Source organism: Streptomyces sp. NPDC014894 (genome assembly GCF_043080985.1).
GTDB lineage: Bacteria > Actinomycetota > Actinomycetes > Streptomycetales > Streptomycetaceae > Streptomyces.
The window spans coordinates 450,486-475,054 of record NZ_JBIBWD010000005.1 but is presented as its reverse complement, the minus strand read 5'-3'; the positions used below and the strand labels follow the sequence as shown (position 1 = coordinate 475,054).

Below are 24,569 nucleotides of genomic sequence, written 5' to 3'. Positions count from 1 at the left end.
CTCGAGCCCCGTCGCTCACATCACTGAGCTGTGCGAAACCGTGCTGTTCAGAGCTGCTCGCCGACGAAGACCGTGAGGTCCACGAGACGGTTGGAGTAGCCCCACTCGTTGTCGTACCAGCCGAGGATCTTGATCGAGTTGCCTTCCTGGACCATGGTCAGGGAGGAGTCGAAGGTGCAGGACGCCGGGTCGCTGACGATGTCCGAGGAGACGATCTGGTCCTCGGTGTACGCCAGGATGCCCTGGAGCTCGCCCTCGGCGGCCTTCCGGAACGCGGCGTTGACCTCGTCCTTGGTGACCTCACGGGAGACCTCGACGACCAGGTCGGTGGCCGAGCCGGTGGGGACCGGGACGCGCATGGCGATGCCGTCCAGCTTGCCCTTGAGCTGCGGGAGGACCAGGGCGGTCGCCTTGGCGGCGCCCGTCGTGGTCGGGATGATGTTCTCCGCGGCGGCGCGGGCGCGGCGCAGGTCCTTGTGCGGGAAGTCCAGGATGCGCTGGTCGTTGGTGTAGGCGTGGACCGTGGTCATCAGACCGCGGACGATGCCGAAGTTCTCGTCCAGGACCTTCGCCATCGGCGCCACACAGTTGGTGGTGCAGGAGGCGTTGGAGATGACGTGGTGGTTCGCCGGGTCGTACTTGTCCTGATTGACGCCCATCACGACAGTGATGTCCTCGTCACTGGCCGGAGCCGAGATGAGGACCTTCTTGGCGCCGCCGGCGATGTGCTTCTCGGCGTCGGCCTTCTTGGTGAAGATGCCGGTCGACTCGATGACGATGTCGACGCCCAGCTCGCCCCACGGGATGTCCGCCGGGTTGCGCTCGGAGAGCACCTTGATGGTGTGGCCGTCCACGGTGATCGTGTCGGCGGTGTGGGTCACCTCGGCCTTGAGGCGGCCCAGGATGGTGTCGTACTTCAGCAGGTGCGCAGTGGTCGCAGTGTCACCCAGGTCGTTGACAGCCACGATCTCGATGTCAGCACCCTGCTCCAGCAGCGCGCGGAAGTAGTTACGACCGATGCGGCCAAAGCCGTTGATGCCTACGCGGATCGTCACGAACCGATCTCCTCGTTGGTACGCCGGTTTTTGACTGCCGGCGAGTTGTATGGGATGTCCCCGACCGCTTACGACCCTACCTCTCTGGGCGGCCCGAGGTGACATCGGAGGGCCCGGAAGAGGGGCCGGTGGCCCGTACCCCTCGGTAAGGGGTACGGGCCGTCGTCACCTGCGCGGAGGGCCTCCCGAATGAGCGCTCAACCTGCGCGGAGGGCGTCCCGGATGAGCGGCTTTCGGCCACTGTGCGTCAGCGTCCGAGTGCGCTCAGCGCCCGGTCGGCGATCCTCCCCCGCTCGGTCCGCGAGGCCACGTGCTCCAGTCCGAAACCGATGAGCACGGTGTCACGGGTGGTGACCGCGGCGGCGGAGGGATACAGGTCCTGGCTGCGGACCCAGTTCCCGCGCGGCGGCGGGCTGCCGGCCGGGGGCCCGGCCTCGGTCCAGGGTCCGAGCGAGGTCTCGAAGCCCTCGGCCGCCTCCGGGCCGCCCCGGACGGAGAGCGCGGTGTCGTCCAGGAAGACGCCGCGTCCGCCGTCGCTGGGATCGGTGATGTAGGAGACGGAGACCTCGATCCGCTTGCCCGCGTACGCGCTCAGATCGAAGGACGCGGCGCGCCAGCCGTCGGACGCGCCGGTGAAGGCGTGCCAGGCCCCGGTGGTGCCGGTGGCGGTGCAGCCCTGGCCGCCGACGGTGAGATAGCGCTTCAGGAAGGGGTGCTGCTGGGCGTAGAACCCGGCCTCGCACTCGGCGGGGACGGCGCTGGTGGTGCCGCCGCGGGCGTCCGGGAGGGTCGTCCAGTCGTCCTGGCCCTCGGTGTGGACCTCGACCACGGCGTTGTCGTAGCCGGGCTCGGTGTTGAAACTGAGCCTGAGGTTCAGCGCCGGGGCGTCCGCGGCAGAGGTCCCGGTCAGATCGACCGTCCGGGTCAGCCGCTGCCAGGAGCCGTTGCGGTGGGCGGCCGCCGCGTACCACTGGCCCTCGTACGGCGAGAACGGCATCCGTACGCCGGGGTAGTCGCCCGCCGCCGCGCCCCGGAAGCGGGGGAACTGGCCGGGCGGCAGGGTGTCGGAGGTGACGGTGTACGCGCCCGAGGCGTTCAGCGGGTTGCCCTCGGCGTCCCCGAGCGCGGCCGAGGCGCCCTTCAGACCGCCCGCGCCGAGGAAGGCGGAGGCGCCGGCGAGCGAGGCGCGGCCGGAGGCGCCCAGATAGTACTGGGCGAAGTCGTCGCTCACCGCCCGTCCCAGACTGGCGTTCCCGCCGGCCCGTTCACCAGTGGTGAGGAGCTTCCCGCCCTCGTTGAGATAGGCGCGCACGGCGTGCGTGGTGGACCAGGAGGGCGCGGCCGCGCCGGTGTACCAGACGGCGGAGCGGAAGTGGCCGAGCACCCCCAGCGGATGCGGCCGGCCCTGGGTCGCGACGTCCCAGACGGCGGCGCGTCTGCCGCTGTCGGCGAGCGCCCCGGTGTACGCGGCGGTGTGCCGCGCGGCCGTCGTGCCGCCCTCCTCGGCGATCACCAGGGTGTCGGCGCGCGGTCGCTCCGCGACGGTGTAGCGGAACGGTTCGGCGGCGGTCCGCCGGCCCTCGCGGGTGCGTCCGGTGAACCAGACCTCGACGGTGTCCCCGGGGTCCGCGTCCTCGACCTCGGCCCGGTACTCGTCGAAGTGGAGGTTGTCCTCGCCGCCGAAGGTCTCGCCGCCCTTCCAGGGCTTCAGATCCTCGTCCTGGACCCGGCCCCCGTTGACGCGGTACTTCAGCTCCTTGTCGCGCAGCGACTTCCGGGCGACGACCGAGACCTCCTGGTCCCCGCCGCGGGCGTAGGAGACGGTGAAGGGGTCGGGGGTGAAGTCGGCGGTCTCCAGTCCGACCGGGGAGGCGGGCCGGTCGGGGGTGATCGAGGACTCGGCGACGGCGAGCGCGAAGGGGACGTTCTTGGCGAACTCGCCCTGGATCAGCTTCTCGTCGTCGGGGAAGGTGAAGATGGAGGCGCAGTCGGCCGCGTGCCACTCGTCGTCCGGGTCCACCCGGGAGGCGGTGGCGCAGGTCGACATCTCCGGGGTGTACATCATCAGACCGTTGGCGTTGGCGGCGTGTCCGTCGGCCTCGCCGTTGGTGGTGTACAGCTCGGAGGAGACCTGGGGGCGGTAGCCGGGGATCGCCGGGTTCGCGGGGGTGCCGGCCAGGGCCCGGTAGGCGATGTCGTCGGGGGTGTCGGTGGCGACCTGCCAGCCGACGCCGTAGAGGAGCAGCTCTCCGGCGGAGTGGTAGTTGACGCCGTACTGGAAGCCGATGCGCTTCTGGAAGGCGTCGACGGCCTTGGTCTCGGGCTCGGAGCCCGGCCCCGTGCCGCGGTAGGTCTCGTCGAAGGGGTCGGGGGACGAGCCCTCGTTGTCGTATCCCCATTTGTAGGAGAAGTTCCGGTTGAGGTCGACGCCGTCGCCCGCGGTGATCCTGCCGTCGGCGTTGTTGTCGCGGAGGTTCTTGCGCCACTGGCGCTCGGCGGCGCCCCGGAAGGTGTGGTCGTAGCCGTCCGGATTGGCGGAGATCACGAACCACAGCTCGGTGGTGTCGACGATCTTGGTGATCCGGGGGTCCTTGCCGTAGTTGGTCAGGTAGTGGTGCATCAGCCGCCGGTTCATCTCCGGGGTGATCCACTCGCGCGCGTGCTGGTTGGACATGTACAGCGTGGCGGGTCTGGTGCCGTCCCGGTGGTGCTTCGCGCCCTTGCTGATCTTGAGTGCCAGGATGTCCTGGCCCTTGACCGTCCTGCCGATGCTGACGGCCTTGGTGAGCGAGGGGTGGGCGCGGGCGGCGGCGAGCACCTCTTCCTTGAGGCCGTTCGCTCCGCCGTACGGCCGGTAGACCCCGTCGCCGGCGGCCTCGACCCGCTCCCGGGCGGCCGCCGAGAGCTGGTGCTCGGTGACGCTGACGCCCTGGTCGCGCAGTTCTCCGGCCTGCTCGCCGGTCAGATACAGCTCGATGGTCGCGGTGCCCTTGTCGGGCACCCGCTCCCCCAGCTCATGCCCGTCCGCCCCGGCCGCGAGCACCAGGGGCACCTGCGCCTTGGTGACCTTCGCATGCCATACGGACAGTCCCTCGCCGCCGCCGCCGTCCCCGTCCCCCGGGCCGCTGCCCGCCCGGGCCGACGGAGTGACCGCCAATGCCGCCGCCAGAAGTGAAGCCGCGGCGAGGATCGATCTCGCTCTGCGTCTCATGAACCCCCCTGTCTCTGCGTGCTCTGCCGAGCCGTGCCAGGAAAGTGAACAGACGCAACACTGATCAGACCCCCCACCCCTGTCAAGAACCGAGCCGCCCCCAAAACTCCCGCCCCGCCGAGCGACACCTCAGGCAACTCAAGCCCCGCCGGCGATTGAGGCGCACAACGGGCCCGCACCCATCAACCCCACCGGAAGCACCCCGGCCCCGCCGAGCGACACCTCAGGCAACTCAAGCCCCGCCGGCGATTGAGGCGCACAACGGGCCCGCACCCACCAACCCCACCGGGAGCACCCCGGCCCCGCCGGGCGGCACCCCCGCCCCGCCAGAGGCAAACCCAGCCCCGCCGGCGATTGAGGCGCGGGCCCCGGGGCCCGAACCCCCCACCCTCAGCCGACCAACCCGTCAGCCATCTCCTCCGTCAGATTCGACTCCGTCCCCGGAATCCCCAAATCCTGCGCCCTCTTGTCCGCCATCGCCAACAACCTCCGAATCCGCCCCGCCACCGCGTCCTTCGTCAGCGGCGGATCCGCCAGCGCCCCCAGCTCCTCCAGCGACGCCTGCTTGTGCTCCATCCGCAGCCGTCCCGCCGCCGCGAGGTGCTCGGGCACCTCCTCGCCGAGGATCTCCAGCGCGCGCTGCACCCGCGCCCCCGCCGCCACCGCGGCGCGCGCCGAGCGCCGGAGGTTGGCGTCGTCGAAGTTGGCGAGCCGGTTCGCGGTGGCGCGCACCTCGCGCCGCATCCGCCGCTCCTCCCAGGCGAGCACCGACTCGTGCGCCCCGAGCCTGGTCAGCAGCGCGCCGATCGCGTCGCCGTCGCGCACGACGACCCGGTCCACCCCGCGCACCTCGCGCGCCTTCGCCGCGATGGAGAGCCGCCGGGCCGCGCCGACCAGCGCGAGCGCCGCCTCCGGCCCGGGGCAGGTGACCTCCAGCGAGGAGGAGCGCCCGGGCTCGGTCAGCGAGCCGTGGGCGAGGAACGCTCCGCGCCACGCGGCCTCCGCGTCGCAGGTGGCCCCGGAGACGACCTGCGGCGGCAGCCCCCGGATGGGCCTGCCGCGCCCGTCGACCAGCCCGGTCTGCCGGGCCAGCTGGTCACCGCCCGCCACCACCCGTACGACATAGCGTGACCCTCGTCGCAGCCCGCCCGGCGCCATCACCATCAGCTCGGACGTATGACCGAAGATCTCCAGGATGTCGCGCTTGAGCCGGCGGGCCGCGATCCCGGTGTCCAGCTCCGCCTCGATCACGATGCGCCCGCTCACCAGGTGCAGCCCGCCCGCGAACCGCAGGATCGCCGAGACCTCCGCCTTTCTGCAGCAGGTCCGGGTGACGGGAAGCCGGGAGATCTCGTCCTTCACCGCTGCCGTCATCGCCATGGGCCGATCCTTCCATGCATCCGAAAAATACGGTCGTACGCGGCGGCCAACAGCTCCGGATCGTGCTTGGAAACGCTGTCGGGCGAGGCCACGGGGGCCAGCTCGACCGCGGCGCCGAGGCGCTTGGCGGCGTCGGCGAGGGAATCGCGGTCGGGCACGGCGGCCTCGTCGGCCAACACCACGTCCAGGGTGAGTTTAGGCGCGTGTCGTCCCAAAACCTCCAAATGACGCTGCGGGGAGAAACCTTCTGTCTCACCGGGCTGGGGGGCGAGATTGAGCGAGAGAACCCGCCGCGCCCTGGTCTCCACCAGCGCGTCGAGCAGCTCGGGCACCAGCAGATGCGGAATCACCGAGGAGAACCAGGATCCGGGCCCGAGAACCACCCAGTCGGCGTCAAGGACGGCGGCGACGGCCTCCGGAACGGCGGGGGGATCGTTCGGGACGAGGTGGACGGACTGGACGTCCCCGGGGGTGAGCGCCACCGTCGCCTGGCCGCGGACGGTGGTGACCTCGCCGGGGCGGTCCGGGTCGTGCCCCCGGACCAGCGCCTGGAGCTCCAGCGGCACCGCCGACATCGGCAGCACCCTGCCGTGCGCGCCGAGCAGCCGGCCGACCAGGTCCAGCGCCTGGACATGGTCGCCGAGCTGTTCCCACAGGGCGACGATCAGCAGATTGCCGACCGCGTGCTCGTGCAGATCGCCCTGGGACTGGAAGCGGTGCTGGATCACCCGTGACCAGGTCTGACCCCAGTCGTCGTCGCCGCAGAGCGCGGCGAGCGCCTTGCGGAGATCGCCCGGGGGCAGCACGCCCAGCTCCTCCCGGAGCCGGCCGCTGGATCCGCCGTCGTCGGCGACGGTGACGACCGCGGTGAGGTCGCCGGTGATCCGCCGCAGGGACGCCAGCGAGGCGGAGAGCCCCCGGCCGCCGCCGAGGGCGACGACCTTGGGCTGGGCGCCGCGCCGGCGGCCGGTGGGCGTGACGGACTTGCGCAGCCGCCGCAGGCGCAGGGAGCGTGCGGTCACTCGCGCCCCATGTCCCGGTGGACGACTACGGTCTCGATGCCGGCCGCGGCGAGCCGGGCGGCGAGCTTCTCGGAGGTGGCCACCGAGCGGTGCTTGCCGCCCGTGCAGCCGACGGCGACGGTCACATACCGCTTGCCCTCGCGCCGGTATCCGGCGGCGATCATCTGGAGCAGCTCGGTGTAGCGGTCGAGGAACTCCTTGGCCCCGGGCTGGTTGAAGACGTAATTGGACACCTCCTCGTTCAGTCCGGAGAAGGGGCGCAGCTCCGGGACCCAGTGCGGGTTGGGCAGGAAGCGCATGTCGACGACGAGGTCGGCGTCGACGGGCAGGCCGTACTTGAAGCCGAAGGACATCACGGTGGCCCGCAGCTCCGGCTTCTCGTCGCCCGCGAACTGGGCGTCCATCTTGGCGCGCAGCTCGTGGACGTTGAGGCTGGAGGTGTCGATGACCAGGTCGGCGTCGCCGCGCAGCTCGCGCAGGAGGTCGCGCTCGGCGGCGATGCCGTCGACGATCCGGCCGTCGCCCTGGAGCGGGTGGGGCCTGCGGACCGATTCGAAGCGCCGGACCAGGGCGTCGTCGGAGGATTCGAGGAAGACGATCCGCCGGGTGACCTGCTTGGCGTCGAGGTCGGCGAGCGATTCGCGGAGGTTGTCGAAGAAGCGCCGGCCGCGGACGTCCACGACCACGGCGATCCGGGCGACATTGCCCTGCGAGCGCGCGCCCAGCTCCACCATGGTGGGGATCAGCGCGGGCGGCAGATTGTCGACCACGAACCAGCCGAGGTCCTCAAGACATTTGGCTGCCGTGCTGCGTCCGGCGCCGGACATGCCGGAGATGATGACCAGCTCGGGGATGGCCGCCTCCGCGGTCCCGGCGGGCTCGGTGGTGGTGCCCGTACTCACGTCTGCTGCTCCGTCTGTGGTGTGCTCGTTCATGTGCTGCCCCCGTCGTTCTCTTCAATGATCTCTCCTGTTGCCGTATTCACGGCAGGGGCGGCCGGAGCCGCCTGGGCGAGGGCCGCGACCACGGCTTCCGCGGTCTTGCGGCCCATGCCGGGTACGTCGCAGATCTGCTCGATTGTGGCTTGTCTGAGCCGTTTGACCGAGCCGAAATGCTTGATCAGCGCCTGTTTCCGGGTTTCGCCGAGGCCGTGGACCGCGTCCAGGGGGCTGGTGCGGATGCGTTTGGTCCGTTTGGAGCGCTGATAGCGGATGGCGAAGTCGTGGGCGGTGTCGCGGACGCGCTGGAGGAGGTAGAGGCCCTCGCTGGAGCGCGGCAGGATCACCGGGTCGCTCTCGCCGGGCAGCCAGACCTCCTCCAGCCGCTTGGCGAGTCCGCAGACGGCGACGTCGTCGATGCCCAGCTCGTCGAGGGCGCGCCGGGCGGCGGCGACCTGGGGCTGTCCGCCGTCGACCACGACGAGCTGGGGCGGGTAGGCGAAGCGCTTGGGCCGCCCGTCGTCCTGGGCGGCGGGCCCTTCGCCGTCGGACCCGAGGTCCCCGCCGGGCGCCCGGTCCACGGCGGAGGCGGAGGATCCGGCGGCCCCGGCGGTCCCGGCGTGCCCGACGGCTCCGGGCGCGCCCGAGGCCCCGACGACCCCGACGGCCGCGGGCGTGCCCGGGGCCGGGGCCCCGACCGCGGCCTCGGGGGCGTCGGCCCCGATCCACTCCCCCGTACGGTCCTTCTCGGCCAGATAGCGGCGGAAGCGGCGGCTGACCACCTCGTGCATGGAGCGGACGTCGTCCTGTCCGGCGAAGGTCTTGATCTGGAAGCGGCGGTACTCGCTCTTGCGCGGGAGGCCGTCCTCGAAGACCACCATCGACGCCACCACGTCCTCGCCCTGGAGGTGGGAGATGTCGAAGCACTCGATGCGCAGCGGCGCGGAGTCCAGCCCCAGGGCCTCGGCGATCTCCTCCAGCGCCCGGGAGCGGGTGGTGAGGTCGCTGGCGCGTTTGGTCTTGTGCAGGACCAGGGCCTGCTGGGCATTGCGCTGGACCGTCTCCATCAGGTCCTTCTTGTCGCCGCGCCGGGGGATGCGCAGGGAGACCAGGGATCCGCGCCGCTCGCCGAGCCACTGGCTGACCGCGGCGGCCTCCTCGGGCAGGGCCGGGACCAGGACCTCCTTGGGGACGGCCTCGCCGCGCTCCTCCCCGTACAGCTGCTGGAGCGCGTGCTCGACCAGGCCGGCGGTGTCGACGGCCTCGACCTTGTCGGTGACCCAGCCGCGCTGTCCGCGCACGCGGCCGCCGCGGACGTGGAAGATCTGCACGGCGGCTTCCAGCTCGTCCTCGGCGACGGCGATCAGATCGGCGTCGGTGGCGTCGGCGAGCACCACGGCGCTCTTCTCCAGGGCCCGGCGGAGCGCCTCTATGTCGTCGCGGAGCCGGGCGGCCCGCTCGTACTCCATCTCCTCGGCGGCCTCCGTCATCCGCTTCTCCAGCCGGCGGATGTACGGGCCGGCGCGGCCGGCCATGAAGTCGCAGAACTCCTCGGCCAGTTCGCGGTGCTCCTCGGGGGTGACCCGGCCGACGCAGGGCGCGGAGCACTTGCCGATGTAGCCGAGGAGGCAGGGGCGGCCCTTCTGCTGGTGGTTCCGGAGGACTCCGGCGGAGCAGGTGCGCACGGGGAAGACCCGGAGCATCAGATCGACGGTCTCGCGGATGGCCCAGGCGTGTCCGTAGGGGCCGAAGTAGCGCACGCCCTTCTTCTTGGCGCCGCGCATCACCTGGACGCGGGGGAACTCCTCGTTGAGCGTGACGGCGAGGTAGGGGTAGCTCTTGTCGTCGCGGTACTTGACGTTGAACCTGGGGTCGAACTCCTTGATCCAGGAGTACTCCAGCTGGAGGGCCTCGACCTCGGTGGAGACCACCGTCCACTCCACCGAGGCGGCGGTGGTGACCATCGTGGCGGTGCGCGGGTGGAGATTCGCCACGTCCTGGAAATAGCTGGCCAGGCGCTGGCGCAGACTCTTCGCCTTCCCGACGTAGATCACCCGGCGGTGGTCGTCGCGGAATTTGTAGACCCCCGGGGAGTCGGGGATCTCTCCCGGCCGGGGACGGTAGCTGGAAGGGTCTGCCATACCGTCCACCCTACTTGCGGGCACTGACAGCGCGGCCCTCTCCGGCCGGGCGCGGTGGGGGCCGCGGCGGCCCCCCGGGGACGGGCCCGGCGGCGGACGGCGAGCGCCCGCCGCCGGTGAGGGCGACGGGCGCTCGTTCCCTGGAGGGGAACTCTCCCCGGAGGGTCCGGGGGGCTCAGGCGCGGCGGCTCAGGCGCGGCGGCGCAGCCGCAGCGCGGTGACCGCGCAGAGGGCGAGGGCGAGGACTCCGCCGGCCCCGGCGGCGATCGAGGTGACGGTCAGCGCGCCGTTGTCCCGCGCGGTGGACGCGACCTGGGCGACCTCGCCCGCCGGGGCGGGGGCGGCCGCCTTCGCCGGGGCCTCGGGGGCCGCGCCGGAGTGGTCGTAGCCGCCGGCCACGCCCTTCTTGGCGTAGCCCGATCCGGGGAGTTTGTCGGCGTACGCGGAGCGCACCCGGTCCCGGTAGGCGGCGAGGGTGACGCCCTTCGCGCCGACCGCCCGGGCGGCGTCCTCGTCCAGCGGGAGCACCTTCGTACCCTTCGCGACGTACCAGGCGTCGATCTGCGGCTCGCGGAAGACCGTGCCGCCCGGGAGCCTGCGCTCGCCGTCGCGGGCGTACCGGAACTCGTCGTCGCCAGTGGCGATGTTCACCACCTGCCAGGTCGTGCCCTGGCGGGCGGCCCACACCGACGCGCGCTGTCCGTCGGAGGAAACGGCCTGGGTCGCGAGGAACTCGGTGCGGGCGACGGGCGCGCCCGCCGCGCCGGCCACGAACTCGGGGGCGAGGGTGCGGACCGGGACGGTCGTGCCCTCGGCGCGCGGGGCCGCGGCCGACCGGGCCACGGCTCCGTCGCGGGCGAAGAAGCGGGAGAGGGTGTCCAGGGTCGCGGGGGCGGTGGCCGCGCCGCGGGCCGCCGCCAGGTCCTTGGCGGAGGGGGCGGGCGCGCCCCCGTCCGCTCCCGCCGCCGACGCGGTCCCGGTGCCGGAGCCGAGGGCTCCGAGGGCGAGGCAGGCGACGAGCGAGGCGCCGGCGATTCGTGAGGTCCTCATCGCGCTCACGCCCCGATCCGGTAGAGCGAGTGGGTCCAGGAGAAGGAGCTGTTGTTCACGTACCAGGCGTGGGAGGCCCAGTTGTAGCGGTCGCTGGTCTGCCAGGGATCGCCCCAGTAGACCCAGCTGTTGGCCGTGTCGTAGCCGTAGATCACATGCATGTGACCGCCGCCGCTGGACCACTGGATACGGGTCTCGATCGGGCGGTTGGCGTCTATCTCGGTCTGCACGGCCGGATAGCGCAGCCAGTTGTTGATGTACGAGCCGGAGCCGACGCCGGCCCAGCGGAGCCCGGTCTGCACATTGCCGAGCGTGGCCTGGTTGTTGGGGCACTCGGTGCCCTGCTGCCGGTTGAAGGCGGCGTTGCAGAACTGGTTCTGCGAGTAGTTCTTGCCGTAGTACGCGGCGATGGTGTTGCCGCCCGCGGCCCAGCACCAATTGGTCTTGAGCTGTGCTTGCATGGTCAGGTCGAGCCGCTTCCAGGCGAGGGCGCCCCGGGCGTCGCCCGCCTCGGCGGCCCGTGGCACGGCGGGCCGGTCGGCCCGGTCGCCCGTCGCGGCGGTGGCCGACGACAGGGGCAGGGTGATGATCGCGGCGAGCACGGCCGCCGTGGCGGCGAGCCGTCTCCTGATACTGCGCATCGCGTTCCTCCCTGAGGGAAGGGTGGGGGTGGAGGAGCGCGTCCGGACGCTGCGGTTGAGCATCAATCCTTGTCGAGAGCAGGTCAACACGCTTCAATGCGGGTGACACGGAGCTGTGAACGCCTCGGGCGGAATGTGAACGCGCCCGTCCCGTCCGGCCTGGGCCGCCCCCGCCGCCCGCCCGCCGGGACGGCCCCCGCCGTGAACGTTCACGGAGCGCCGTGCGATCGACGCCACTGGAGGATTGCCATGGGCCACACCGAGGCCGATCTGGCACAGGTGTTGCACACCGGTCCGTTCCATCTCGCGCTGCGGGCGGCGCTCGCGGTGCGCGGGCTGCCGCTCCAGCGGGTACAGCACCATCTCGCCCATCGGGGCATCAAGGTCGGCGTCACCAGCCTCAGCTACTGGCAGCAGGGCGCGCGCCGCCCGCAGCGCCCCGAGTCGCTGCGGGCGGTGCGCGCCCTGGAGGAGGTGCTCGAACTCCCCGGGAACTCCCTGACCCGGCTGCTCGGGGCGGGCGAGGGCGGCGCGCGCGCCGAGGTCGAGCGCCCCGCCGCGCGCTCGTACCGCACGCTGATGGAGGCCTCGGCCACGGTGGAGCGGCTGCTGGCCGATCTGGAGGCCCCCACGGACGGCGGGCTGCACACGGTGGGCCACCACGAGCGGGTGCGGATCGGTGCGGAGCGGGAGCTGGTGGGGCGCGAGTCCCAGCACGCGGTACGGGCCCACCGCGACGGCGTGGACCGCTATCTCGCCATCCACCACGGCGATCCGGGCTGCGATCCGGACCGGATCCGGGTGACCGCGCTGGAGAACTGCCGGACGGGACGGGTCCGCCGCCACCATGAGTCGGGGGTGGTCGTCGCCGAGCTGCTCTTCGACGCCCGGCTGCGCGCCGGCGAGACGTACTTCTTCGGGTACGGCTTCGAGGACGGGACGGGCGGGCCGAGCGCCGAGTACGTCCGGGGCTTCACCTACGCGGGCGGTCAGTACGTGCTCCAGATCCGGTTCGACGAACGGGCGCTGCCGGTGCGGTGCCGGCGCTTCGCCCAGGCCACGACGGGCACACCGCGCGGCGCGCGGACGGATCTGACGCTCAGCGGCCGGCACCGCACGGTCCATCTGGTGGAGCAGGGGGTGCGGCCCGGGATCCTGGGGATCGACTGGGACTGGGACTGAGCCCGGCGCGCCCGCCGCCGCCCCGGTGTGGGGACGGGAGCGCTCGGGTGTCAGGTCGTACGGGTTCGAGGGCCTCGGATCGTACGGGCCCGGGCGTCGGGGCACACGGGCTCGGGCTCGGGTCGCACGGGTCCGGATGCCGGATGCCGGATGCCGGATCGTACGGGCCCGGGCGTGGGGTCGCCGGGGGCTCAGGCTTCGGGGCCCGCGACGAGGTTCTTGCCCTCGGTCCTGATCGGCACCTCGGGGAGCGGCACGGTCGCCAGCCCCTCGACCACCTGGCCGGTGTTCGTGTCGAAGCGGCTGCCGTGGCAGGGGCAGCGGCCCTCATTGCCCACGATCTTGGTGAGGACGCAGCCCCCGTGGGTGCACTGGGCGCTGAACGCCTTGTACTGGCCCTCGGCCGGCCGGCTCACCAGCAGCCGCTGCTCGCGGTAGAGCTTGGCCCCGCCGACGGGGACGGCGTCGGCCTCGCCCAGCTGGACCGGCTCGGTCGGGACGGGCGACCTGTCCCGGGCCCGCCCGGCCTCCCCGGAGCACGCTACGGCCCCGAGACCGGCGGTCCCGGCGAGCGCGGCGCCTTTCAGCACGGTGCGGCGGGCGGCTGACGAGGGGCCGGGCATGGGAACTCCACTGTTCAGAGTGCTGGTGGGGCCGGTGACGGCGAAGGCCACGGCGGGTCGGCCGCGATCGGCGCGGCGAAGGCGGCACACCCGACGATACCGACGGGCGACATCCGGCCGTCGGGCGGGCTCTCTCCCGCGCCGGGCGGCGCATGGACTACGTTCGGAGCCGTGATCGTCGTCGCCGGAGAGTCCTTGATCGACCTGGTCCCGCAGGGGGAGGGCGAGCCCCTGCCGGCGCTGCTGCCCCGGCTCGGCGGCGGCCCGTACAACACGGCGGTGGCGCTGGGGAGACTCGGCGACCGGACGGCCTTCTGCTCCCGGGTGTCCACGGACGGCTTCGGCGAGGCGCTGCTCGCCGGGCTGCGCTCGGCGGGCGTCGACACCTCGCTGGTGGCGCGCGGACCCGAGCCGACGACGCTGGCGGTCGCCGCTGTCGGCGCGGACGGTTCGGCGGGGTACGGCTTCTACGCCGAGGGCACCGCGGACCGGCTCTTCGAGCTGCCGCCGCCGCTGCCGGAGGAGGTGCGGGCGGTGGCGTTCGGCACCTGTTCGCTGGTGCTGGAGCCGGGCGCGAGCGCGTACGAGCGGCTGCTGCGGCGGGAGGCCCGCCGGGGGCTGCTCACCCTGCTCGATCCCAATGTCCGGCCGGGTCTGATCCCGGATCCGGACGCCTATCGCGAGCGGTTCGCGGGCTGGCTGCCCGATGTGTCGCTGCTGAAGCTCTCGGAGGACGACGCCCACTGGCTGGGCGGGGTGCCCGACGGGCCCCGGGGCCCGGCCGCCGTGGTGCTGACCAGGGGTGCGAAGGGGATGACGGTACGTACCCGGGGCGGGGTGGAGGTCTCGGTCCCGGGGACGCCGTCGGCCGTCGCGGACACCATCGGCGCGGGAGACACCGTGAACGCGGCGCTGCTGCACGGTCTGGCCGCCCGAGGCGCGCTCTCGGCCGAGGGGGCGGCCGAGCTGGACGGGGCCGCCTGGCGGGAGATTCTGGACCTCGCCGCGCGCGCCGCCGCGATCACCTGCTCCCGCCCGGGCGCGGATCCCCCGTACGCGGCGGAACTGACCGGCTGAGCGGCTGAGCGGCTGAGCGGGCCCCGGCGGCCGGCGGACGTCGTCCGTCCGCTGCCGCCGGGGCCCTCCTGCCCTGACGTGCCCTGCCCTCAGGCCTTGCGGGCGCGCGCGGTCGCCGTCGTCTTGGCGGCGGCCCCCTTGGCGGTCGCGGTCTTCTTCACCGCGGCCTTCTTGACGGCCGTGTTGTTCACGGCCGTCTTCTTGGCCGCCGTCTTCCCGGCCGCGGCGGTCCTGGCCGTCGCGGTCTTGGACGCGGCGGCCTTGGACGCGGCGGTCTTGGACGCGGCGGTCTTGGACGCGGTCCCGCCGGCCGCCGTCTTCCGCGCGGCCGTCTTCCGCGCCGCGGTCTTCTTGGCGGCCGGGCGGGTCGCGGGCGCGCCGGCGTCGCTGATCCGCTCCGGGTCCAGCACGTCCCGGAGGAACTTCCCGGTGTGGCTCGCCGGGATCCCGGCGACCTCCTCGGGGGTGCCCTCGGCGATGACCAGGCCACCGCCGCTGCCGCCCTCGGGGCCCATGTCCACGACCCAGTCGGCGGTCTTGATCACATCGAGGTTGTGCTCGATGACGATCACCGTGTTGCCCTTGTCGACCAGTCCGGAGAGCACCGTGATCAGCTTGCTGATGTCCTCGAAGTGCAGACCGGTCGTGGGCTCGTCCAGCACATAGACCGTGCGGCCCGTGGAGCGCTTCTGCAGTTCGCTCGCCAGCTTCACACGCTGCGCCTCGCCGCCGGAGAGCGTCGGGGCGGACTGGCCGAGACGGACATAGCCGAGCCCGACCTCGTGGAGCGTCTTCAGATGGCGGGCGATCGTGGGCACGGCCTCGAAGAAGGCCAGGGCCTCCTCGATCGGCATGTCCAGCACCTCGGCGATGGACTTGCCCTTGTAGTGGACCTCCAGGGTCTCCCGGTTGTAGCGCGCTCCGTGGCAGACCTCGCACGGGACGTACACGTCCGGCAGGAAGTTCATCTCGATCTTGATGGTGCCGTCGCCGGAGCAGTTCTCGCAGCGGCCGCCCTTGACGTTGAAGGAGAACCGGCCGGGGAGATAGCCCCGGACCTTGGCCTCCATCGTCTCCGCGAAGAGCCTGCGGACATGGTCGAAGACGCCGGTGTAGGTGGCCGGGTTGGACCGGGGCGTACGGCCGATGGGCGACTGGTCGACATGGACGACCTTGTCGACCAGATCGTCCCCGTCGACCCGGGTGTGCCGTCCGGGCACCGACTTCGCGCCGTTCAGCTCGCGGGCGAGGTGGGTGTAGAGGATGTCGTTGACCAGCGTGGACTTTCCGGAGCCGGAGACTCCGGTGACGGCGGTGAGCACACCGAGCGGGAAGGAGACGTCGATGTCCCGCAGATTGTTCTCGCGGGCGCCGTGGACGGTGAGCAGCCGGCCGGGGTCGGCGGGCCGCCGGATGTCGGGCGTCGGGATGGCCCTCTTGCCCGCGAGGTACTGCCCGGTGATCGACTCCTTGTTGGCCAGCAGCTCCTTCAAGGGTCCGGAGTGGACGACCTTGCCGCCGTGCTCGCCGGCGCCGGGGCCGATGTCCACGACCCAGTCGGCGATCTTGATGGTGTCCTCGTCGTGCTCCACGACGATGAGCGTGTTGCCCATGTCCCGGAGGCGGACGAGGGTCTCGATCAGCCGGTGGTTGTCCCGCTGGTGGAGGCCGATGGAGGGCTCGTCCAGGACATAGAGCACGCCGACGAGACCGGAGCCGATCTGGGTGGCGAGCCGGATGCGCTGGGCCTCGCCGCCGGAGAGGGTGCCGGCGGCGCGGTTGAGCGAGAGATAGTCCAGGCCGACGTCGACCAGGAATCTCAGCCGCTCGTTGACCTCCTTGAGCACCCGCTCGGCGATCTTCTTGTCGCGGGCGTTGAGCTTCATCCGGCCGAGGAACTCGGCGCACTCGCTGATCGACATGGCGGAGACGTCGGCGATCGACTTCTCCATCACGGTCACCGCGAGGACGATGGGCTTCAGCCGGGTGCCCTCACAGGTCGGACAGGGCACCTCGCGCATATAGCCCTCGAAGCGCTCCCTGCTGGCGTCGCTCTCGGCCTCCTGGTGCCGCCTGCGGACGAACTGGACGGCGCCTTCGAAGGCGGGCGTGGTGTAGGCCCGCTCCCTTCCGTACCGATTGCGGTAGCGCACCTCGACCTGGGTCTTGTGGCCGTACAGCAGGGCCTTGCGGGCGCGCTGGGGCAGACCGGCCCAGGCCATGTCGGTGGAGAAGCCGAGCGCCTGGGAGAGCCCGCCGATCAGCCGCCCGAAGTACTCCTTGGTGTGGCCGTGGGACCAGGGGTGGATCGCGCCCTCGTCGAGGGACTTGTCCTCGTCGGGAACGATCAGCTCCGGGTCGACCTCCATCCGGGTGCCGATGCCGGTGCAGTCGGGGCAGGCGCCGAAGGGGGAGTTGAAGGAGAAGGAGCGGGGCTCCAGCTCCTCGAAGGAGAGGTCGTCGTACGGACAGTACAGATGCTCCGAGTACATCCGCTCGCGGTCGGGGTCGTCCTCGGCGAGGTCGACGAAGTCGAGCACGACCATGCCGCCGGAGAGGCCGAGGGCGGTCTCGACGGAGTCGGTGAGCCGGCGCTTGGCGCCGTCCTTGACGGTGAGGCGGTCGACGACCACCTCGATGGTGTGCTTCTCCTGCTTCTTCAACGTGGGCGGCTCGGCGAGCTGGATGGTCCGCCCGTCGACCCTGGCCCGGCTGTATCCCTTGGTCTGGAGATCGGCGAAGAGATCGACGAACTCTCCCTTGCGCTCGCGCACCAGCGGCGAGAGCACCTGGAAGCGGCTGCCCTCGGGCAGCTCCAGCACCTTGTCCACGATCGCCTGGGGCGACTGGCGGGAGATGGGCCGGCCGCACTCGGGGCAGTGCGGCTTGCCGATCCGGGCGAACAGCAGCCGGAGGTAGTCGTACACCTCGGTGATGGTGCCGACCGTGGAGCGCGGATTGCGCGAGGTCGACTTCTGGTCGATGGAGACGGCCGGGGAGAGGCCCTCGATGAAGTCGACGTCCGGCTTGTCCATCTGCCCCAGGAACTGGCGGGCGTAGGACGACAGGGATTCGACATAGCGGCGCTGGCCCTCGGCGAAGATCGTGTCGAAGGCGAGCGAGGACTTGCCCGACCCGGAGAGCCCCGTGAACACGATGAGGGAGTCACGGGGAAGGTCGAGCGAGACGTTCTTGAGATTGTGCTCACGAGCGCCACGAACGATGAGACGGTCGGCCACGCCGGGTCCGCACCTTTCTTCAGTCTGGAGAGGTCCTGAGGGCCCTGGATGAGTCTTGAGGGTCGGGTCCTGAAGGTTCCTGGTGGTCCTGGGGGTTTCCTGGGGTCCTGGGAGGTCCTGGGAGATCCTGCGGTCTTGAGGTTTTCGGATGTGCCGCGAGCGGCTGTCGGCGCCGCCGCCCCGCCCCGTACCGGACTCTTTCCAGCGTAGGGGCCCACGGGGCGGACGGGCGCCGGACCGCTGGAGCGCCCGGCGGCGGCGCCCGGCGAACGGGCCCGACAACCAAGGATGCCTCGCTCCAGGCTATAGCACGCACATTCGAATTACGGCGGCCGCCGACCACCTTCACCCGAACGTGTGGCCCGGCTATCGTCGGGCGCATGATCGACCACCAGCGTGACCTGGCCTCACTGCACAAGGCCACCGAGCGACTGCTCAGCGCGGTCGCCGCCCTGGACAACGCGCGGCTCGGCGGGCCGTCACGGCTCCCGGGCTGGTCCCGGGGCCATGTGCTGGCCCACCTCTCCCGTAACGCCGACGCGATCGCGAATGTTCTCCAGGGCCGCCCGATGTACGCGAGCGCCTCCGCGCGCGAGGCGGACATCGAGCGGGACGCGGGCCGTCCGCTCGACGTCCAGCTCGCCGATCTGCGCGACAGCGACGCCCGGCTCCGCGCCGTGGCCGCGCTCCCCGCGGACTGGAGCCGTACGGTCGCGCTGCGCAACGGCGTCACGGACTCGGCGGCCCGGCTCCCCTTCCGCCGGCTGGTCGAGGTCGAACTGCACCACGTCGACCTGGACATCGGGTACGAGCTGGAGGATCTCCCCCGGGACTTCCTGCTGCGCGAGATCGACTTCCTCACCCGGCGTTTCGCCGGACACCCCGATGTGCCGCCGACCAGGGTGGTCGCCCCGGGCGCCCTCGAAGGCACCGACGGCGCCGACGGCGCCGACGGCACGGACGGCACGGACGGCAGCGGAGCCGGGAAGGACGGCGACGGCGCATGGTCCACCGGCCGTGCCGAGGGCGAGCCGGTGACCGTCGGCGGCGCGCCGCCCGCGCTGGTCGGCTGGCTCGCCGGACGCCGTCCCGGGACCGGTCTGACCATGCGCTCCGACGCCCCGGAAGCCCGGCTGCCCGCCCTCCCGCCGCTATAGGCTGCCCCTATGACGTACAGCGGAGTGGTAAACCCCGGCGGCCCCGCGGATGTGCACGAGCTGACGGATCTGATGATCTCGAAAGTCTCGGTCGGTCCGATGGACAACAACGCCTATCTGCTGCGCTGCCGGGCCACCGGCGAGCAACTGCTGATCGACGCGGCCGCCGACGCCGGGACGCTGCTCACCCTGATCGGCGCGGACTCCATCGCCTCCGTGGTCACCACCCACCGCCACGGCGACCACTGGCAGGCGCTCGCCGAGGTGGTCGGCGCGACCGGCGCGCGCACCTACGCGGGGGCGTACGACGCCGAGGGCATCCCCGTCCCCACCGACGTCCCCGTCCACGACGGCGACACGATCCGGGTCGGCCGGGTCGAGCTGACCGCGCGGCATCTCGTGGGCCACACCCCGGGGTCGATCGTGCTGGTCTACGACGATCCGCACGGCCACCCCCATGTGTTCACCGGCGACTGTCTGTTCCCCGGCGGGGTCGGCAACACCCGCAAGGACCCGGCGGCCTTCGCCGAGCTGATCGGCGGGGTCGAGGCCAAGCTCTTCGACGTGCTCCCGGACGAGACCTGGGTCTATCCCGGGCACGGCAGGGACACCACCCTGGGGGCCGAGCGCCCGAACCTGCCCGAGTGGCGCGCCCGCGGCTGGTGATCCGCCCGAAGCCGCCCCGGCGGTACGGGATCACTCCTCGCAGCGCGGCAGCGTCGCCGTCACCACCAGACCGCCGCCCGGCCCCGGCCGGGCGGCGACCGATCCGCCGTGGGCGAGCGCCACGGCCCGTACGATCGACAGCCCCAGGCCCGCGCCCCCGGCGGTGACCAGCCGGTCCGCCCCCAGTCTGCGGAACGGCTCGAACAGCACCGGAATGTCGTACGGGGGCACCGCCGGGCCGGTGTTGCTCACCTCGATCTCGGGCCGGCCCTCGGCGTCCGTACGGCTCACGATCCGCAGCGAGCCGCCCCGGCCCGTGTTGTGCCGGATGCCGTTCTCCACCAGGTTGTGCACCAGCCGTTCGAGCAACAGGGCGTCACCGCTGGTCATGGCCTCGTCCAGGCTCTCGTGGACGGTGATCCCGGCCCGCCGCGCCGCCGGTTCGGTCTGGGCGGCGACATGGGCGGCGACATCGGCCAGATCGACCGGCAGCCGGTCGGTGATCTCGTTCTCCGAGTCGGCGAGCAGCAGCAGACCGCTGATCAGCCGCTCGTGCCGGGTGTTGATCTCCAGCAGGTCCTCGCCGAGCCGTAGGAGATCCTCGGAGGCCGTTCCGCGGTGCATGGCCACCTCGACCAGGGCGCGTCCGAGCGTGAGGGGGGTGCGCAGTTCGTGGGAGGCGTTGGCGACGAAGCGGCGCTGTCCGTCGAAGGACCGGTCCAGCCGTTCGACCATGGTGTCGAAGGCGTCGGCGAGATCCTTCACCTCGTCGTCGGGGCCGCGCAGGGCGATGCGCTCGTGCAGCCCCCGGCCCGCGGCCGGGGCGGCGGCGATCCGCAGGGCGGTCTCGGTCACCCGGTGCAGCGGGGCCAGTACGCGCCCCGCGACCAGCCAGCCGAATCCGGCCGCGACCCCGCCGAGGACCAGCAGCACGATGCCGCCCTGGGTGAGCATGGAGGTGGTCGCGGCGTCGTGCAGCGCCTCCCGCTGCTCCCGCATCCACCGCTCCGGCTCGCCGACCGTGAACCGGCGGCCGTCGGGGCTGAGCACCGCCTCCGTACGCCCGGACTCCCGGGCGGCGGTGGGCGGGGCGGACGGCGCGTCCGATGAGGGGGGTGCGGAGGGTGCGGAGGGCGATGGGGGCGGGGAGGCCGGGGCCGCCGCAGGGCCGGGGACCGGGGAGGCCGAGACCCCGGGGGCGATGTTCACGGCCCGTCCCACGATCTTGGTGTCTCCCCCGCCGAGCTGCTGACTGAAGAGCGCGTACGTGACGCCGAGCAGCACCACCCCCGCGATCAGGAAGAGGCCGCCGTGGATCAGGGTGAGCCGGGTGCGCAGCCGCCGGGGGCTCGCGCCGACCCGGCGGAACCGGCGGCGCGGGACGGCTGCGGGCCGCGGGGCCGCGGGTTTCGCGGCGGCGGGCCCGGCGGCGAGGCGGTCCGGGGCGGCGGGCCCGGCGGCGGGGCGGTCCGGGGCGGCGGGCCCGGCGGCGGGGCGGTCCGGGGCGGCGGGCCCGGCGGCGGGGCGGTCCGGGGCGGTCATGGGATCCGGTACCCCGCCCCGGTGACGGTCTCGACGACGGGCGGGCCGCCGAGTTTGCGGCGCAGTTTCAGTACGGCGAGCCGGACCGCGCCGGTGAACGGGTCGGCGTGCTCGTCCCAGGCCTTCTCCAGCAGCTGTTCGGCGGAGACGACCGTACCGTCGGCGCGCAGCAGTTCGGCGAGGACGGCGAACTCCTTCCGCGACAGCGGAACGTACCGCCCGTCGCGGAACACCTCGCGGCGGGCCGGATCCAGGGTGATGCCCGCCCGGCGCAGCACGGGCGGGACGGCGGGGCGGGAGCGTCTGCCCAGGGCCTGCACCCGGGCGGCGAGTTCGGCGAAGGCGAACGGCTTGGTGAGATAGTCGTCCGCGCCCAGGCCGAGGCCGTCGACCCGGTCGGCGATCCCGGCGGCGGCCGTGAGCATGAGCACCCGGGGGCCGGATCCGGTACGGGCCAGCTCACGGCAGACGTCGTCGCCGTGGACGGCGGGGAGGTCCCGGTCCAGGACGACCACGTCGTAGTCGTTCACACAGGTCCGCTCCAGCGCCGCCGCGCCGTCGTGCGCCAGGTCGACGGCGTGCGTCTCGCCGCGCAGCCACTCCGCTATCGCGTCGGCGAGCATCGGCTCGTCCTCCACCACCAGCACCCGCATCCGGCACCCGCTCCCCTCGGCCGCGCCCGTCCGGCGGGGCGCTGCGCGTCCGGCGGCGAGCGCCCCGGGGCCATGGTGACGGCCGCCGTGTTTCCTCGCCGTTAGGGCGGCGGGCCGACGGCGTGCTTCCGGCCGGGGGAACGTCCGCTCCTCGGCGGCGGGTTCGGCGACCGGCCCGGGCGGGCGGGTGCGGGTGCCGGCGCGGGGGCGGTTCGACACCGGGTGCGGGGGCGGAGCCGGGTGCGGGGGCGGAGCCGGGTGCGGGGGCGGAGCCGGGTGCGGGGGCCGGCGCGGGTTCCGCGCCGGACGGAAACGGGGAAGAAACCGCCTACTGCGTTGCATCACTCCCGAGCGGCCGGAGTCCCACCGGCCCGGCAGAAGGAGACGAGCGATGCGGATACGCACCCGCGCCGGTCTGGCGGCGCTGCCGCTGGCCCTGGCGGTGGCGCTGACCGGCTGTGGATCGGACGGCGGCGGCGAACGGAAGGTGGCCTCGGCCGCGAAGGGCGGCGGCCAGGCCTCCGGGGCCGGGAAGCCGAGCGCGGAACCGAGCCTGAGCGCGCAGGAGATGGGACTGAAGTTCGCCGCGTGCATGCGGAAGAACGGGGTCGAGATGGAGGACCCGGTGGAGGGCCGGCTGACCATCAGACAGCAGAAGAAGGGCGGCAACCGGGCCACCGTGGAGAAGGCCATGAAGGCGTGCCGCGAGTTCCAGCCGCAGGGGCTCGGCCCGGGCGGCAAGGCCGATCCCAAGGTGGCCGGGAACATGCGTCAGTACGCCCGGTGCATGCGGGAGAACGGGGTGGAGGACTTCCCGGACCCGGACGCGGGCAGCGGCGGCATCAAGGTGGACGGCCGGATGGTCGACGACCCCGACTTCAAGAAGGCCGACGAACAGTGCAAGGGCGCGCTGGGCGGCGGCGGGCTCGAACGCGCGGGGAAGCCGTGAGCGGCGGTACGGCCGTCGAGCGGCCGGTGGACCGGACCTCGGCGGACGGCTCAGAACCGCCCGCGCCGCGCGGGGACCGGGAGGGGAGCGACGGCGGTGGCGGGAGCGGCGGCCGGGGAAGCCGGCGTCGTCGTCGGCGGCGCGGCCGTCGGGCGGCGGTGGCGCTCGCCGCGCTGGCGGCGGGCGGCGCGGTCGCGGCGGCCTCGCTCGGCCTCGGCCGCGACACCGGGTCGCCGGACGGCGGGACGGCGGCCGGTCTGCCGCCGAACACCGCCGAGGTGACCGAGGAGACCCTGGAGGACGTCCACAGCGAGGACGGCCGACTCGGCCACGGCACGGCCGTCACCGCCGCGAGCCGGCGGGCGGGCACGCTCACCGGTCTGCCGGAGACCGGCGAACGGATCACCCGGGGCGAATCGCTGTACCGCGTGGACGACCGGCCGGTGACGCTGCTGTACGGGAAGCTGCCCGCGTACCGCCCGCTCAAGGAGGGCGTCGAGGGCACGGACGTACGCCAGCTGGAACGGAATCTGGACGCGCTCGGCTACGGCGGTTTCACGGTGGACGAGGAGTTCACCGACCGGACGGCGGACGCGGTACGGGAGTGGCAGGAGGATCTCGGCGTGCCGGAGACCGGCTCGGTGGAGGCGGCGGACGTGGTGGTCGCCTCCGGCGCGGTACGGGTGGACGGTCTGGAGGCGGCGGCGGGCGATCCCCTCGCCCCGGGCGGCAAGGTCCTCTCGTACACCGGCACCGACAAGGCCGTCACCCTGCGACTGGACACCGCCGATCAGCGGCTGGCGAAGAAGGGGTCGGCCGTGGGCATCACCCTGCCCGACGGCACGGAGGTCGCCGGGCGGGTCGAGGAGTGGTCGACGGTCGTGGAGGCGGCGAGCGGGGAAGCGGACGCGGAGACCGAGGTCGAGGTGGTGGTGGGGCTGCACGGCGCGAAGGCGCGGCGGGCGGCCGACGGATACGCCCTGGCCGCGGTGGATGTGACCTTCACCGCCGAGACCCGCGAGAACGTGCTGACCGTCCCCGTGTCCGCGCTGCTGGTGCTCTCCGAGGGCGGCTTCGGCGTCGAGGTCGTCTCGGGGACCGAGTCGTCCTACGTCCCGGTGCGCACGGGTCTGTTCGCGGACGGCCGGGTGGAGATCTCCGGGGACGGCGTCGCCGAGGGCACGACCGTGGGGATACCGAAGTGATCTCTCTGACGGATGTGACCAAGGTGTACCCGGGCGGGGTCACGGCGCTCGGCGGGGTGACGCTGCGGATCGGGCGCGGCGAACTCGTCGGGATCGTCGGACCGTCCGGTTCGGGCAAGTCGACGATGCTCCATGTGCTGGGGACGCTGGACCGGCCCAGCGCGGGGCGGGTGCGGATCGACGGGTACGACGTGGGCTCCCTCTCCGACGCGAAGCTGTCGGCGCTGCGGGCGAGCCGGATCGGATTTGTGTTCCAGCAATTCCATCTCGCGGCGGGCACGGCGGCGCTGGACAACGTCGCCGACGGCCTTCTGTACTGCGGGCTGCGTCCGGCGGAGCGCCGGCGGCGGGCCGCGGCGGCGCTGGAGCGGGTCGGGCTCGGACACCGGCTGGACCACGAGGCGCACGAGCTGTCCGGGGGCGAGCGGCAGCGGGTCGCGATCGCCCGCGCGGTGGCGGGCGAGCCGCCGCTGCTCCTCGCCGACGAGCCGACCGGCGCGCTGGACTCCGTCTCGGGCGAGGGGGTGATGGGGCTGCTGCGCGAGCTGCACCGGGCCGGCACCACGGTGGTGATCATCACCCATGACCGGGAGATCGCCGACTCGCTCCCCCGCCAGGTGCGGATGCGGGACGGCCTGGTGGTGGAGGACACGGCCGGGACGGAGCCGCCGGGCGCGGCGGGGCGGTACGCGGCGGGGCGGCCGGAGGCCGCGGAGCGGGATCCGGGGGCGGGCCCTCCGGGAGCAGGCCCTCCGGGCGCGGTGTCGCCGAAAGGGGTGCCTTCGGAGGCGGCGGAGGCGGAGGCGGAGGCGGAGGCGGAGGCGGCGGAGGCGAAGGC

18 protein-coding genes and 1 pseudogene are annotated in these 24,569 nt (G+C 72.8%); 7 read left to right on the top strand and 12 right to left on the bottom strand.

What is annotated here, in order from left to right; genetic code table 11:
• Positions 1 to 47 precede the first annotated feature (47 nt).
• The 8 genes from gap to ACF089_RS15655 all read right to left on the bottom strand — a co-directional run bounded on the left by gap (position 48) and on the right by ACF089_RS15655 (position 11,438).
• Positions 48 to 1,055, bottom strand: coding sequence for a type I glyceraldehyde-3-phosphate dehydrogenase (gene gap / locus ACF089_RS15690; protein WP_392026362.1), 1,008 nt, complete (start codon positions 1,053 to 1,055; stop codon positions 48 to 50).
• 247 nt (positions 1,056 to 1,302) lie between these two features.
• Positions 1,303 to 4,266: a M14 family zinc carboxypeptidase gene (locus tag ACF089_RS15685; protein WP_392026360.1), complete on the bottom strand. Its 2,964-nt coding sequence runs from the start codon at positions 4,264 to 4,266 to the stop codon at positions 1,303 to 1,305.
• A 390-nt stretch (positions 4,267 to 4,656) separates the two neighbouring features.
• Complete coding sequence (gene whiA, locus ACF089_RS15680) at positions 4,657 to 5,646, bottom strand: DNA-binding protein WhiA (RefSeq protein ID WP_153487707.1); 990 nt, start codon at positions 5,644 to 5,646, stop codon at positions 4,657 to 4,659.
• Positions 5,637 to 6,668: a uridine diphosphate-N-acetylglucosamine-binding protein YvcK gene (yvcK, locus tag ACF089_RS15675; RefSeq protein WP_392026358.1), complete on the bottom strand. Its 1,032-nt coding sequence runs from the start codon at positions 6,666 to 6,668 to the stop codon at positions 5,637 to 5,639. The genes whiA and yvcK overlap by 10 nt, the downstream gene beginning before the upstream one ends.
• Positions 6,665 to 7,603, bottom strand: coding sequence for an RNase adapter RapZ (gene rapZ, locus ACF089_RS15670; RefSeq protein ID WP_392026356.1), 939 nt, complete (start codon positions 7,601 to 7,603; stop codon positions 6,665 to 6,667). Before rapZ ends, yvcK begins: the two co-directional genes overlap by 4 nt.
• Complete coding sequence (uvrC, locus tag ACF089_RS15665; RefSeq protein ID WP_392026354.1) at positions 7,600 to 9,747, bottom strand: excinuclease ABC subunit UvrC; 2,148 nt, start codon at positions 9,745 to 9,747, stop codon at positions 7,600 to 7,602. The genes rapZ and uvrC overlap by 4 nt, the downstream gene beginning before the upstream one ends.
• Before the next feature lie 189 nt (positions 9,748 to 9,936).
• On the bottom strand, positions 9,937 to 10,797 hold the full coding sequence (locus tag ACF089_RS15660; protein ID WP_392026353.1) for a hypothetical protein: 861 nt from the start codon (positions 10,795 to 10,797) through the stop codon (positions 9,937 to 9,939).
• A 5-nt stretch (positions 10,798 to 10,802) separates the two neighbouring features.
• Positions 10,803 to 11,438 carry a papain-like cysteine protease family protein gene (locus ACF089_RS15655; RefSeq protein ID WP_392026351.1) on the bottom strand — a complete coding sequence of 212 codons (636 nt, stop codon included), beginning with the start codon at positions 11,436 to 11,438 and terminating at the stop codon, positions 10,803 to 10,805.
• Between the two features lie 249 nt (positions 11,439 to 11,687).
• Between ACF089_RS15655 and ACF089_RS15650 the strand changes: the two genes are divergently transcribed.
• The gene (locus ACF089_RS15650) at positions 11,688 to 12,620 is read left to right on the top strand and encodes a hypothetical protein (RefSeq protein ID WP_392026350.1); all 933 of its coding nucleotides are present in this window, start codon (positions 11,688 to 11,690) and stop codon (positions 12,618 to 12,620) included.
• Between the two features lie 191 nt (positions 12,621 to 12,811).
• On the opposite strand, the gene ACF089_RS15645 is transcribed toward ACF089_RS15650, so the two are convergent.
• On the bottom strand, positions 12,812 to 13,243 hold the full coding sequence (locus tag ACF089_RS15645; RefSeq protein ID WP_392026348.1) for a Rieske (2Fe-2S) protein: 432 nt from the start codon (positions 13,241 to 13,243) through the stop codon (positions 12,812 to 12,814).
• A gap of 171 nt (positions 13,244 to 13,414) precedes the next feature.
• On the opposite strand from ACF089_RS15645, the gene ACF089_RS15640 reads away from it, so the two are divergent.
• Positions 13,415 to 14,320, top strand: a complete 906-nt coding sequence (locus ACF089_RS15640) for a carbohydrate kinase (RefSeq protein WP_392026346.1) — start codon at positions 13,415 to 13,417, stop codon at positions 14,318 to 14,320.
• 89 nt (positions 14,321 to 14,409) lie between these two features.
• Here the strand turns inward: ACF089_RS15640 and uvrA are convergent, their stop codons facing one another.
• Positions 14,410 to 17,559, bottom strand: a complete 3,150-nt coding sequence (uvrA, locus tag ACF089_RS15635) for an excinuclease ABC subunit UvrA (RefSeq protein ID WP_392026344.1) — start codon at positions 17,557 to 17,559, stop codon at positions 14,410 to 14,412.
• A gap of 380 nt (positions 17,560 to 17,939) precedes the next feature.
• Between uvrA and ACF089_RS15630 the strand changes: the two genes are divergently transcribed.
• The gene (locus ACF089_RS15630) at positions 17,940 to 18,716 is read left to right on the top strand and encodes a maleylpyruvate isomerase family mycothiol-dependent enzyme (RefSeq protein WP_392026342.1); all 777 of its coding nucleotides are present in this window, start codon (positions 17,940 to 17,942) and stop codon (positions 18,714 to 18,716) included.
• 9 nt (positions 18,717 to 18,725) lie between these two features.
• Complete coding sequence (locus tag ACF089_RS15625) at positions 18,726 to 19,382, top strand: MBL fold metallo-hydrolase (protein WP_392026341.1); 657 nt, start codon at positions 18,726 to 18,728, stop codon at positions 19,380 to 19,382.
• Between the two features lie 30 nt (positions 19,383 to 19,412).
• Here ACF089_RS15625 and ACF089_RS15620 read toward each other — a convergent pair whose 3' ends face one another.
• Positions 19,413 to 20,924, bottom strand: coding sequence for a sensor histidine kinase (locus ACF089_RS15620; RefSeq protein WP_392026340.1), 1,512 nt, complete (start codon positions 20,922 to 20,924; stop codon positions 19,413 to 19,415).
• Positions 20,921 to 21,577, bottom strand: coding sequence for a response regulator transcription factor (locus tag ACF089_RS15615; protein ID WP_392026338.1), 657 nt, complete (start codon positions 21,575 to 21,577; stop codon positions 20,921 to 20,923). The genes ACF089_RS15620 and ACF089_RS15615 overlap by 4 nt, the downstream gene beginning before the upstream one ends.
• Positions 21,578 to 21,968: 391 nt before the next feature.
• Between ACF089_RS15615 and ACF089_RS15610 the strand changes: the two genes are divergently transcribed.
• From ACF089_RS15610 to ACF089_RS15600, 3 genes and pseudogenes are all read left to right on the top strand, one after another.
• Complete coding sequence (locus ACF089_RS15610) at positions 21,969 to 22,526, top strand: hypothetical protein (protein ID WP_392026337.1); 558 nt, start codon at positions 21,969 to 21,971, stop codon at positions 22,524 to 22,526.
• Positions 22,523 to 23,731: a peptidoglycan-binding protein gene (locus ACF089_RS15605; RefSeq protein ID WP_392026474.1), complete on the top strand. Its 1,209-nt coding sequence runs from the start codon at positions 22,523 to 22,525 to the stop codon at positions 23,729 to 23,731. Before ACF089_RS15610 ends, ACF089_RS15605 begins: the two co-directional genes overlap by 4 nt.
• Positions 23,728 to 24,376: pseudogene (locus ACF089_RS15600) on the top strand (ABC transporter ATP-binding protein); the annotation flags it as partial. The gene ACF089_RS15605 and the pseudogene ACF089_RS15600, both read left to right, overlap by 4 nt.
• Positions 24,377 to 24,569: the final 193 nt, after the last annotated feature.

Bases quoted from the DNA above. Each gene is read 5' to 3' on its own strand.
- ACF089_RS15610 (WP_392026337.1), top strand. From the start codon at position 21,969: ATGCGGATACGCACCCGCGCCGGTCTGGCGGCGCTGCCGCTGGCCCTG.
- ACF089_RS15645 (WP_392026348.1), bottom strand. From the start codon at position 13,243: ATGCCCGGCCCCTCGTCAGCCGCCCGCCGCACCGTGCTGAAAGGCGCC.
- ACF089_RS15615 (WP_392026338.1), bottom strand. From the start codon at position 21,577: ATGCGGGTGCTGGTGGTGGAGGACGAGCCGATGCTCGCCGACGCGATA.
- uvrC (WP_392026354.1), bottom strand. From the start codon at position 9,747: ATGGCAGACCCTTCCAGCTACCGTCCCCGGCCGGGAGAGATCCCCGAC.
- whiA (WP_153487707.1), bottom strand. From the start codon at position 5,646: ATGGCGATGACGGCAGCGGTGAAGGACGAGATCTCCCGGCTTCCCGTC.
- ACF089_RS15685 (WP_392026360.1), bottom strand. From the start codon at position 4,266: ATGAGACGCAGAGCGAGATCGATCCTCGCCGCGGCTTCACTTCTGGCG.
- ACF089_RS15620 (WP_392026340.1), bottom strand. From the start codon at position 20,924: ATGACCGCCCCGGACCGCCCCGCCGCCGGGCCCGCCGCCCCGGACCGC.
- rapZ (WP_392026356.1), bottom strand. From the start codon at position 7,603: ATGAACGAGCACACCACAGACGGAGCAGCAGACGTGAGTACGGGCACC.
- ACF089_RS15655 (WP_392026351.1), bottom strand. From the start codon at position 11,438: ATGCGCAGTATCAGGAGACGGCTCGCCGCCACGGCGGCCGTGCTCGCC.
- ACF089_RS15630 (WP_392026342.1), top strand. From the start codon at position 17,940: ATGATCGACCACCAGCGTGACCTGGCCTCACTGCACAAGGCCACCGAG.
- ACF089_RS15625 (WP_392026341.1), top strand. From the start codon at position 18,726: ATGACGTACAGCGGAGTGGTAAACCCCGGCGGCCCCGCGGATGTGCAC.
- ACF089_RS15660 (WP_392026353.1), bottom strand. From the start codon at position 10,797: ATGAGGACCTCACGAATCGCCGGCGCCTCGCTCGTCGCCTGCCTCGCC.
- ACF089_RS15650 (WP_392026350.1), top strand. From the start codon at position 11,688: ATGGGCCACACCGAGGCCGATCTGGCACAGGTGTTGCACACCGGTCCG.